Here is an 11,167-nt window from a genome sequence, read left to right on the forward strand (position 1 = left end):
GGAAATTAAGGATTAATAAGTGCTTAAAACAGGCTTATTCATCGAAAAAAGTCGATATTTCTAGAGTTTCAGCGAAGTGCTCTCTTTTTTACAGCCTGACGCCCGATTTGCTGGAAAAAGAAGGTCTTACTTCAGACCTTCCTTAGAGGGAGTTACAGCGGTGATGTTGATGTTCATTTGGGTATATTTCTCCGACCTACCCATAGAGCAACTTTCAGTCCGCACGTAGAGCGCACGACAAGACACGGAGAAGACGGACGATACGCCTACCCTGAAAGTTGCTCTATGGATTCTTGATTTCTATTAAGTGCCCTTGGTTAGTGCGGCTAACGCTGTGAGGACAACCGGTGTAATTACTTCGCGTTCATCTTGAATAACAGTGGCACGCTCAGGGCGTCCCGAAGTGAGACACCAGCAGCTCCAAGGGACGCTATCAGCTTGGGCAGCAGTGGCGACCTATGGTGGTCAATGAGGTACTGCTCCTCCCGGCTCCACTCACGGTGGGGCTTATAGGAAGACCTCAGGTCAATTAGCAGGTGCAACTTAGCGGGCACGTCGATGGCCTCACGGAGAGACCCTATAATCGCCAAGTGCTCCTCTGAGGCATCAGGTCTCGGGACTATCTTTTTGGTCATGTATACAGGCTCCTTTTGTTTGCTCTTTGAGCTACCTCGAAGTTCCCAGGTTCGTGGTCTGACAAGACCCGTCCTAACCTTAAGACACCAAGAGAGAAACTTAAAGTTAATCACTAAGACCCAAAGATAAACCTAAAGATTTAATTACTTGTTTACACAAGATAATTAATGATCTCCAAGAGAACCTCTTAGTTAATCTTTAAGTTCTTTAAGCCCCCCTGTTCTCGTGGTCAGTTCGAGCGCCCCCAGTTCTCGAAAAGGCCCAAAGTGAACACCAGGTCACATTGAGCGAACACCACGATACGCCTGTCTGCCTTAGGCTCGGGCTCATAGCTCCCGATTGTCCTCCCGTTGCCCACCTTGGCATGACCCCGAGGGGCAGCGACTGGCGATAGACAAGAAGGCGACCCAGAGACACAGGCAATGGGTCAGCAGTGACCAGCCCAAAGGACTGGCAGTAGGTGGGCAGAAGGTGCCACTTGGTTTAACCAAGCGGGCTTATCCTCCTGTCCCCCTTATAGTGAGGGTTTTTAATTCAGGCCTCACCTCACACGCACACACTCGGGGTCCCATCCTTGGGTTCCCCTTATAGTGAGGGTTTTTGGCAGCCCGCGATGATCTCCTTAAGACTGAGGACCTCGCTGGTCAGCTCAGAGATTGCCGAGTGGAGCTGTGCGAACTCTCCGGCGAACTGCTGGGCTTCCTTAGTTTCGCTTTCGTGGATGTTGTAGGTGCCAGTCTTGCGGATCGAAGGGAGAACCTCCTCAGTGACCCACTTGCGGAAGGGTTCAGAGGCTGGGGCGTGACCACGTAGGAGCATGTCGTACATGGTTGCCTCAGTGAACAGGTACATCTTCGCCCAGGTCGGGGCATGAATCCCCTCGGGTCTCATAGAGGATAAATTATCCCCTAAGACATCAGAGACCCGTAGGACGCCAGCGGAGGCTTTCGGGGCGTGCTGCCGAACACTGCTTTTAGGGTCCTTCAAGCCCGCCGCTCGGGCCACTTGAGTCGCGACGAACAGCAAATCATGCTCTGGGTGACCCACGAGGACATCCAGCTCGATTCCCATGAAGCTCTGCTTAACGAATTTCATCGTCATTACAGTGCGACCTCCACGCGCCCCACTATGTCCGATTGCTCGGTATGCCCCACCAGTGCCCTTGGAGAAAGTCCACAAGTAGCCCGTCGAGTGTCGATACTGAGCCGAAGCCTATCAACTTCTTCTTGCATCATCTCATCGCGTATCGCCAAGGCCTCCAAGTCCTCAATTAGAGACATAGCGTGCATTGTCATGAATCGCTGTAGGTGCCCTGGCGGTATATAAACACCGTGGCCGAATTGAGGCCCTTTGTCAGGCAGACGGCATAGCCGGAAAGGTAGACCCAAGCGAAGCGCGACCAGTGGATTGTTAGTGATGGTCACTTTGCTCATTGTGCGGCCTCCATCTTGAAGGCTGCCCTCAATGCCTCAGCCATCCGCCCCACCTCTACGGCACTCCCGGCCCCATAAAGGTCGTAACTGATCGACCCCGAGGAATGCCCCAAGATCGACTCGGCGGTGCCCACAGGGACCTCAGCGGCCTTCAAGGCTCCCGCGAGAGAGTGACGCAGTGAGTGGAAGGTTTGTGTTCTATCAGTCTTGAGGCCCAGGACTTCCCTAAGGGTCCCATTGAGCACCCCGGAGAACTGCCCAGCGCCCAACGTGAACAACCGAGAGTCGGCCTTTGCGACAAACTCAAGGAACGCTTGAAGATCAAACCCATAGGCCCCATCGGTCAACGGAATGACCCTCACTGAGCTATTGGTCTTAACTGACTTCCCATCGTTCCTGTTTATGTCGATGACCCAAGTGCGGTTCGCACCACTGACACCTGGGACCTCCTTGATGTCCGCCTTGGTCAACTGCCTGATTTCCTCGATGCGAGCCCCAGTGATGACCCCAAGGGACAACGCCCAGCGCTGCCATGCGTCTACTGGAAGGGTCTTCGCGTGATCCATCAGGGCTTTCACCTGATCCCGAGAGAACGGCTCACGAGAGCTATCGGCTCCCTTAGTTGGCTTCAAGCCCTTATCAAGGCTCTTTTCGAGATAGCCATTGTTCACAGCCCAGTCCATTACAGTCGAGAATCTGGTGAGCAGCTTCTTCACCGTCGAAGCTTTGCGGTCCTCCAAGAGTTTATCCCTCAGATTCCTCATGTCCTCCCTTGTGTGGGTCCTCAAGTTCAGGTCCCCAAGGATCGAACCGATAGCCTCACACGAGGACTTCACGTCCCTCATGGTGCTGGCCTGAATGCTGTCTTTGCGCTCGTCCATGTAGAGCCCCGAGAGGGTCTTGAAGGTCATCGGTGTGCTGAGCGCCACTGGTGTGGACGGCAATACAGATAGGGGCAGATATGGGGCCATTGACGTGCCACAAGACTCACCCTTCAGCTCCCTTATGATCTCTACCAGCTTCTGAGGTCTGCCCTTCAAACGCTCCTGAGCAGCCTCAAGGACCTCCACGTACTTACCGGCAGCCCTTTGTTGGTCAACGGTCAACGGTTCTTTAGCCGAGGCCTCACGTAAGGACAACCGAAGCTCGTCATAGATCATCTCATAGGCCACCAAGGAGTCGTCTCCGTGGGCCATCGTAAGGCACTCCTCAGCGATGGTAATCAGGCGCTCTTTAAGCTCCCTCCAGGAGGCCTTTGGGTTATCCAAGTGGAAAAGAGAGAGGGTCTTGAGGATGTCCTTCGAGATTTGCATTGCGGTGGCCTTATCGGTGGTCCTAAGCGATAACGTAAAGAAGCCTTGAGTGGCGCCTTGCGGGCGAAGGCGAAGGTAATAGCGGCCAGACCGACGATAGTGGTACGGCTTGGCAAGGGCGGTTTGTAACAGGTTTGTCCCATTTTGGGGACTCTTGAGGACGCTCATCGGCTGAAACCCCTGTATCCATTGGGTTTAGCCTCATTGGGTCGAGTTCTACAGCAACTATAAAGTCAGTCGCGACCTGATCGAACTGCGCAACCTTGCACAAGTGGCTGAGCTGATGATTTGTTCAGCCATGGAGCGCAAGGAAAGTCGCGGCCTGCATTACACCCTCGACTATCCTGACCTGCTGCCCGAAGCGCTCGACACTATTCTGGTGCCGCCCACCTACGTCGGCTGAACTTGAGTCGGACTCGCAGGCGTCGGTGCAGATCCGCCGCCTGCGAGTCCCGAGGCACACAGATCGATCTGACCCGCCACTCCCCGCGCAAACGAAAGCGCAGCACCACGATCAACGGCAGTGCCAGACTGTCGGGTCGCAACTGCACGGCTTGCCAGCCATTGGCCTGATTCCACAGTTGCCAGCCGTCGGCATCTCGACGCAATCCACAAAATGCTTTGGGATGACTCAGCAGGATCTGCCGCGGCAACACCCAGAAACCGTGAAGCAGGCAACCGAAAGCACCGGCCAGACTCGCCCAGAGTGGAATAGACAGTAGGCACAACGAGCCCAAAGCGAATGCCTGGGCCAATAGATACGCCGCCAGCAACTGCCGTGAGGCATGCCAGCGGCATTCAAACGTATTACTTGGGCTGAACACGATCCAGGATCATGCGAACCATGCGTTGCAATTCCGGATCTTCGGACTCGCTGCGCTCCATGAACCAACCGAACATGTCCTGATCCTCGCACTCGAGCAGGCGCACGTACAAATCGCGATCAACCTGATTCAGGCCTGCGTAAACCTCTTTCACGAACGGCACCAGCAGCACGTCAAGTTCAAGCATGCCGCGACGGCTGTGCCAAAAGAGGCGATTGAGTTCAACTTGTTCGACCATGGGGCCCTCCTCAAATTTGGCGGCAAGTATACAGCCCCGACGCGGCTCGCACAGTCGGCTTTGGTCGGGCACCACCGATCCTTTATGAACTACCCATTTCAACAGCACGCCCTTATGATGTGCCCCAGTCTATTTACCCTGCGAAGACCCATGGCCGATTCTGCTTTTTTCTGCACCCTGTCTCATGAAGGCGTTCTCGCGGTTCGCGGCGCGGATGCCGGAAAATTCCTGCAAGGCCAATTGACCTGCAACATCAACTACCTGAGTGACATCAAGGCCAGCCTGGGTGCGCGCTGCACACAAAAAGGCCGGATGCAGTCCAGTTTCCGCATTCTGCTCGAAGGTGACGGTGTGGTGCTGGCCATGGCCAGTGAGCTGCTGGAGCCGCAACTGGCGGATCTGAAAAAATACGCCGTGTTCTCCAAATCCAAACTGACTGACGAAAGCGCCGCCTGGGTGCGTTTCGGCCTGTCGCATGGCGACAGCGCCTTGGCCGGCCTCGGTCTGGACTTGCCGGCGGAAACAGACTGCGTCGTGCGCAGTGAAGGTCTGGTCGCAATTCGCGTCTCGCCGGATCGTGCCGAACTTTGGGTGCCAGCCGATCAAGCCGATGCGATCAAAGGCAAATTGTCGGCGGCCCTGCCTGAAGGTGAACTCAATCATTGGCTGTTGGGGCAGATCCGCGCCGGTATCGGTCAGGTCATGCCGAGCACCCGCGAACTGTTCATCCCGCAGATGCTCAACCTGCAAGCAGTTGGCGGCGTGAGCTTCAAGAAAGGTTGCTACACCGGCCAGGAAATCGTCGCGCGCATGCAATACCTGGGCAAACTCAAGCGCCGTCTGTATCGCGTGAGCCTGGAGGCGGGTGAGTTGCCGGCGCCCGGCACGCAACTGTTCGCGCCTAGCCACAACAGTTCGATCGGCGAAGTCGTGCTGGCCGCCCACGCCGGACAAAACATTGAACTACTGGCGGTGCTGCAGGCCGAAGCTGCCGAAGCGGGCGATCTGCATCTGGGCAGCCTTGAGGGCCAGGCACTGCATTTGCTCGATTTGCCCTACGAACTGGATCGCGACCGCGAAATCCAGCGCTGATCGCCGCTTTTGTGCAACACCCTAGAGAGTCTAAATGAGCGAACTGGCGGATAAGGTCCAAAAGGATTTGATTGAGGCCATCGACAACGATGACCTGGTTCTGCCCACGTTGCCGGAGGTGGCCCTGCAAATTCGTAAGGCCGCTGAAGACCCGGAAATCAGCGTCAGCGACCTGAGCAAAGTGATAGGCCGAGACACCGCGCTCTCGGCGCGTCTGATCAAAGTGGTCAACAGCCCGCTGCTGCGCGCGGCGCAGGAAGTCACCGACCTGCACACTGCCATCACCCGACTGGGCATCAACTACAGCAGCAATCTGGCGATTGGCCTGGTGATGGAGCAGATTTTCCATGCCAGCTCCGAAGTGGTGGAACAGACGATGCGCGACGTCTGGCGCAAAAGTCTGGAAATCGCCGGGGTCAGTTATGCGCTGTGTCGCCGCTACTCTCAGCTCAAGCCCGATCAGGCGGCATTGGGCGGGTTGGTGCATCAGATCGGCGTGCTGCCGATTCTGACCTACGCCGAAGACCACTACGAACTGCTGTCGGACCCGGTCAGCCTCAACCATGTGATCGACAACATTCATCCGCTGCTGGGTGACAAACTGCTGCGCGTTTGGGAGTTCCCCGAGCGACTGGTGAAATTGCCGGGGCTTTATCAGGATTTCACACGTGATTCGGCTGAGATCGATTACGTCGATCTGGTGCAAGTGGCGAGCCTGTATTGCCACAAGGACACCGACCATCCGTTTGCACGCATTGATCCGCTCACTGTCCCGGCGTTCAGGAAGCTTGGGATCGATCCCGAGAACAAAGTGTTGTGCGCAGACCTGGAAGAGTCGCGGACGATGTTTTACTGATCTGAAACCACGCCATTCGCGAGCAAGCCCACAAGTTTTACGCGCCCACTGTGGGAGCGAGCCTGCTCGCGAAGAGGCCTGCACAACCCATACAAATCACCCGGCGATAAAGCTCACCCGCACCTTCAACCCCGCCTGCTCACCATCGTGCAGGCTGATCTGCGCCAGATGCGCCCGACAAATCTCACCGACAATCGCCAAGCCCAAACCCGAGCCCGCCACCTGCTGATTACGCCGATAGAAGCGCTCGAACACCCGATCACGCTCCTCCAGCGGAATCCCCGGCCCGTCATCTTCAACCTCAAGCACCGCCGGCGCCGTGACCCGCAGAGTCACATTGCCGCCCGACGGTGTATGCGCCAATGCGTTGTCCACCAGATTGCTCAGCAACTCATTGAGCAGCGTCGGCTCGCCACGCAACCACACCGGCTCATCCGCCTCCAGCGCCAGCGCGACACCGCGCGCGTGCGCCAGCGGCGCCATGGCCATGCCCAGTTCACGGGCCAATTGACTCAGATCGAGCAACTGCGCGCCGCCCTCGGCAATCGCCCGAGCGCCGTTTTCGACGCGGGCCAGCGACAGCAACTGATTGGCTAAATGGGTCAGGCGATCGGTGCTTTGCGCGGAGGATTCCAGAGTGCTGCGCCACGTCTCGGGTTCACTTGATCGCAGACCCAACTCAAGCCGCGCCTTGAGCGCTGCCAGTGGCGTACGCAATTCATGCGCCGCATCGGCGATGAACTGCGCCTGACGTTCAAATTGGCCGCGCAGGCGCTCGGTAAAATGGTTGAGGCTGCGTACCAGCGGACCAAACTCGTGCTGCACTTCCACCAATGGCAACGGGCGCAAGTCATCGGGCTGACGCTCCTCCACCGCCGTGCGCAACCGCTCCAATGGCCGCAACGCTGCACTGACCGCGAACCAGACCAACAGCAACGCGCCAATCGCCAACATGCCCAATCGCAGCAACGTATCGCCCGCCAGACCGCGCGCCATGCTGACGCGAGCTTCGTCGGTTTCAGCGACGCGAATTTCCGCCATGCCATTCATGTTCGGTTCGCTCACCGCTTTGAGCAGGCTGACCACGCGCACGTTCTGGCCCCGGTACGTGGCGTTGTAGAAGCGCGCCAACGCCGGATAATCGTCGGTTCTTGGCGTGCCGGGCGGCGGTCCTGGCAGGTTTTCGTAACCGGAAATCAGCTTCTGATGAATGTCGTTGACCTGGTAATAGATCCGCCCGGCGCTGTCGTAAGCAAAAGTATCGAGGGCCACATAAGGCACATCGGCACTGAGGGTGCCGTCACGCTGGGACAAGCCGGCAGCGATGGTTCGCGCCGAGGCCAGCAAGGTTCGGTCATAGGCAGTGTCGGCGGCGACGCGGCCATTCCAGTAAGCACTCAAGCCGCTGGCGAGCATCAACACCACCAGCAATAGCGCCAGATTCCACAGCAACCGCCAGCGCAGGCTGCTGGGCTTATGCATCGCGGCTTTCCAGCAGATAGCCGAGACCACGGAAGGTCACGATCGCCACCGGTTGGCCGTCGAGTTTCTTGCGCAAGCGATGCACGTAGATTTCGATCGCGTCAGGGCTGGCCTCCTCGTCAAGGCCAAACACCTGCGACGCCAGTTGCTCTTTGCTCATCACCCTCCCCGGGCGGGCGATCAGCGCTTCGAGTACCGCTTGTTCGCGGGACGTCAGGGTCAGCAATTCCTCGCCGAGGGTGAAGCGACGGGTGTCGAGGTCGTAGGCCAGCACACCGCAACGCTGCTGACGCTCGCCGCCGAGTACAGTGCGGCGCAACAGGGCTTTGACCCGTGCTTCCAGTTCGGTCAGTTCGAAAGGTTTGGCAAGGTAGTCGTCAGCGCCAAGATTGAGGCCGTGCACGCGATCCTTCACATCGCTGCGCGCGGTCAACATCAGCACCGGCAAATTCTTTCCGCGCGCGCGCAATCGCGCCAGCACCTCAAAACCGTCCATGCGCGGCAGGCCGACATCGAGAATCGCCACCGCGTACTCCTCGCTGCCGAGCGCAAGGTCGGCCGCCACGCCATCGTGCAACACATCCACGGTAAGACCCGTGCTCTTGAGCGCCTGAGCAACACTTTCGGCCAGTTGCAGATGGTCTTCGACGAGCAGAACACGCATGGATTTTCACCTCATTCAGGGATGGCCGACGCCACGCTTTGCCGCGAAGTTTACAGCCGCATCTGCCGCTGTGAAGCCCGAAAACCTTGAAAGTCAGTTGAAAGGTTAGCGAAAGGTTGGCCCGTTAGAGTCAATGCACGGACAGTCCAGACTGCCGTCGCTGATGCCACACAGCGTTACGAAAAACGCCACGAAGCGTTTTCGACCAATAAGAACAATAAACGGAGTACCCCCGCATGCCGTCCTTGCAGACCAAGGCTCTTACGCCTGTTCGTCCTTCCCGTTTCAGCCATACCGCCCTTGCCAGTGCCGCCGCCCTCGCCGGTTTTTCGCCGCTGAGCCACGCCGACTTCATTGAAGACAGCAGCGCTACCTTCGAAACCCGCAACATGTATTTCAACCGCGACTTTCGCTCGGGCACCAGCGCCCAGCAATCCAAACGCGATGAATGGGCTCAGGGTTTCATGCTCAATCTGCAATCGGGTTACACCGACGGCACCGTGGGGTTCGGTGTCGATGCGCTGGGCATGCTCGGGGTCAAACTCGATTCGAGTCCGGACCGTACCGGCAGCGGCCTGCTGCCGACCCACGACGATGGGCGCGCCGCGAACGAATACTCGAAAGTCGGCCTGACCGGCAAAGTAAAAATCTCCGCCACGGAACTGAAAATCGGCAGCCTGATTCCCGAACTGCCAATCCTCAAGGCGAACGACGGGCGCATCCTGCCGCAGACCTTTGAAGGCGGCTTGCTGACGTCCAAAGAGATCAAGAACCTGACCTTCACCGGTGGACGTCTGGAGAAAGCCAAGGATCGCGACAGCACCGATTTCGAGGACATCGCCCTCAACAACAAGAACGGCCGTTTCGCTGGTGCCGTCGCCGGTAAGCACTTCGATTTTGGCGGCGTGGACTACAAGTTCACCGACAAGATCACCGGCAGTTACCACTTCGCCCAACTCGACGAAGTCTACAACCAGCACTTCTTCGGCCTCGTCGCCTCACGGCCGATGGGCCCCGGTACGTTTGCGACCGACCTGCGTTTTGCCGTCAGTGATGACCAAGGCGCAGCCCGTGGCGGCGAGATCGACAACCGCTCGCTCAACGGTCTGGTCAGCTATGCCTTGAGCGGCCACAAGTTCACCGCCGGTTATCAGCACATGTCCGGCGACAGTGCATTCCCCTATGTCGATGGCAGTGACCCGTACCTGGTCAACTTCGTGCAGATCAACGATTTCGCCGGCGCCGAAGAACACTCCTGGCAAGCACGTTACGACTACGACTTCGGCAAACTCGGCATCCCTGGCTTGAGCTTCATGACCCGCTACTTGAGCGGCGACAACATCAAACTCAAGAACGGTGATGAAGGCAAAGAGTGGGAGCGCAACACCGAAATCAAATATGTGGTGCAAAGCGGTGCCCTGAAAGACGTTGCCGTACGCCTGCGTAATGCAACCTACCGTTCCAACTATTCTGCTCGCGATGCGGACGAAGTGCGTCTGCTGGTGAGCTATAGCGTTGCTCTTTGGTAAATGCCCTTGGGTAAGCAACACCTCGAATAACAACAATGTCCGTGGAGACTGAAATGAACTTATCACTGCGTAAAGTGGCACTCGCCGCCAGTTGCATCCTGTTTGCCGGCCAGCTCTTGGCCGAGCCGAGACGTCCGGAATGTATCGCCCCGGCCTCGCCTGGCGGAGGTTTCGACCTGACCTGCAAACTGGCGCAAAGCGCGCTGGTCAACGAGAAACTGCTGAGCAAACCGATGCGCGTGACCTACATGCCCGGCGGTGTTGGCGCGGTAGCCTACAACGCGGTGGTCGCTCAACGTCCCGCCGACGCCGGCACCCTGGTGGCGTGGTCGAGCGGTTCGCTGCTGAACCTGGCTCAGGGCAAGTTCGGTCGTTTCGATGAAAGCAACGTGCGCTGGCTGGCAGCCGTCGGTACAAGCTACGGCGCCATTGCCGTGAAAAGCGATTCGCCCTACAAGACTCTCGACGATCTCGTTCAGGCGCTGAAGAAAGATCCGAGCAAAGTGGTCATCGGTTCCGGTGGCACCGTCGGCAGCCAGGACTGGATGCAAACGGCGCTGATCGCCAAGGCTGCCGGGATCAACCCGCGTGACCTGCGTTACGTCGCCCTCGAAGGTGGCGGCGAAATCGCCACGGCCCTGCTCGGCGGTCACATTCAGGTCGGCAGCACCGACATCTCCGACTCCATGCCGCACATCCAGAGCGGTGACATGCGTCTGCTGGCGGTGTTTGCCGACAAGCGTCTGGATCAGCCGGAAATGAAAGACATCCCGACGGCCAAAGAGCAAGGCTATGACATCGTCTGGCCGGTGGTACGCGGTTTCTACCTCGGGCCAAAAGTCAGCGATGAAGACTACGCCTGGTGGAAAGCGGCATTCGACAAACTGCTGGCCTCCGAAGACTTCGCCAAGCTGCGCGATCAGCGTGAACTGTTCCCGTTCGCCATGACCGGTCCGGAACTGGACACCTACGTGAAGAAGCAGGTCGCGGACTACAAAGTGCTGGCCAAAGAGTTCGGCCTGATTCAGTGATCGTCTCTGTCTAGCGGCTGCGGCCCCGCTCGCCCGGGGGGAACTCCTGTGCTGCGGCCCCGGGCGAGC

General features: G+C 57.9%; 11 protein-coding genes and 1 pseudogene. 5 read left to right on the plus strand and 7 right to left on the minus strand.

Going from position 1 to position 11,167, the window contains the following annotated elements:
• Positions 1–353: 353 nt before the first annotated feature.
• From K5E40_RS33550 to K5E40_RS33560, 3 genes are all read right to left on the minus strand, one after another.
• A complete protein-coding gene (locus tag K5E40_RS33550) occupies positions 354–635 on the minus strand; it encodes a hypothetical protein (protein ID WP_060519988.1) in 282 nt (93 codons plus the stop codon).
• Between the two features lie 586 nt (positions 636–1,221).
• Positions 1,222–1,737: a BRO family protein gene (locus K5E40_RS33555; protein ID WP_221734351.1), complete on the minus strand. Its 516-nt coding sequence runs from the start codon at positions 1,735–1,737 to the stop codon at positions 1,222–1,224.
• Positions 1,738–2,065: 328 nt separating this feature from the next.
• Positions 2,066–3,550 carry a tyrosine-type recombinase/integrase gene (locus tag K5E40_RS33560; RefSeq protein WP_126360727.1) on the minus strand — a complete coding sequence of 495 codons (1,485 nt, stop codon included), beginning with the start codon at positions 3,548–3,550 and terminating at the stop codon, positions 2,066–2,068.
• A gap of 43 nt (positions 3,551–3,593) precedes the next feature.
• Between K5E40_RS33560 and K5E40_RS33565 the strand changes: the two are divergent.
• Positions 3,594–3,785 (plus strand): annotated as a pseudogene (locus K5E40_RS33565) (L-aspartate oxidase); the annotation flags it as partial.
• Here K5E40_RS33565 and K5E40_RS33570 read toward each other — a convergent pair.
• Both K5E40_RS33570 and K5E40_RS33575 read right to left on the minus strand, forming a co-directional pair.
• Positions 3,754–4,206, minus strand: a complete 453-nt coding sequence (locus K5E40_RS33570; RefSeq protein WP_221734352.1) for a protein YgfX — start codon at positions 4,204–4,206, stop codon at positions 3,754–3,756. The pseudogene K5E40_RS33565 and the gene K5E40_RS33570 sit on opposite strands and share 32 nt — an antisense overlap.
• Positions 4,190–4,444 carry a succinate dehydrogenase assembly factor 2 gene (locus K5E40_RS33575; protein ID WP_201148613.1) on the minus strand — a complete coding sequence of 85 codons (255 nt, stop codon included), beginning with the start codon at positions 4,442–4,444 and terminating at the stop codon, positions 4,190–4,192. Before K5E40_RS33575 ends, K5E40_RS33570 begins: the two co-directional genes overlap by 17 nt.
• 150 nt (positions 4,445–4,594) lie before the next feature.
• Here K5E40_RS33575 and K5E40_RS33580 point away from each other — a divergent pair, with 150 nt between their 5' ends.
• Entirely contained in the window at positions 4,595–5,536 is a 942-nt protein-coding gene (locus tag K5E40_RS33580) for a folate-binding protein YgfZ (RefSeq protein ID WP_221734353.1), read from the plus strand.
• A gap of 34 nt (positions 5,537–5,570) precedes the next feature.
• Positions 5,571–6,392 (plus strand): HDOD domain-containing protein, encoded by an 822-nt coding sequence (locus K5E40_RS33585; protein ID WP_221734354.1) that lies wholly within the window; start codon positions 5,571–5,573, stop codon positions 6,390–6,392.
• Positions 6,393–6,488: 96 nt separating this feature from the next.
• Here the strand turns inward: K5E40_RS33585 and K5E40_RS33590 are convergent, their stop codons facing one another.
• Both K5E40_RS33590 and K5E40_RS33595 read right to left on the minus strand, forming a co-directional pair.
• Complete coding sequence (locus K5E40_RS33590) at positions 6,489–7,874, minus strand: sensor histidine kinase (protein ID WP_221734355.1); 1,386 nt, start codon at positions 7,872–7,874, stop codon at positions 6,489–6,491.
• The gene (locus tag K5E40_RS33595; RefSeq protein WP_221734356.1) at positions 7,867–8,538 is read right to left on the minus strand and encodes a response regulator; all 672 of its coding nucleotides are present in this window, start codon (positions 8,536–8,538) and stop codon (positions 7,867–7,869) included. Before K5E40_RS33595 ends, K5E40_RS33590 begins: the two co-directional genes overlap by 8 nt.
• A 236-nt stretch (positions 8,539–8,774) precedes the next feature.
• Between K5E40_RS33595 and K5E40_RS33600 the strand changes: the two genes are divergently transcribed.
• Both K5E40_RS33600 and K5E40_RS33605 read left to right on the plus strand, forming a co-directional pair.
• The gene (locus K5E40_RS33600; protein WP_221734357.1) at positions 8,775–10,067 is read left to right on the plus strand and encodes an OprD family porin; all 1,293 of its coding nucleotides are present in this window, start codon (positions 8,775–8,777) and stop codon (positions 10,065–10,067) included.
• Between the two features lie 53 nt (positions 10,068–10,120).
• A complete protein-coding gene (locus tag K5E40_RS33605; protein ID WP_221734358.1) occupies positions 10,121–11,098 on the plus strand; it encodes a tripartite tricarboxylate transporter substrate binding protein in 978 nt (325 codons plus the stop codon).
• Positions 11,099–11,167: the final 69 nt, after the last annotated feature.

The organism is Pseudomonas baetica, from assembly GCF_019733355.1.
GTDB classification, from domain to species: Bacteria; Pseudomonadota; Gammaproteobacteria; order Pseudomonadales; family Pseudomonadaceae; genus Aquipseudomonas; species Aquipseudomonas baetica_A.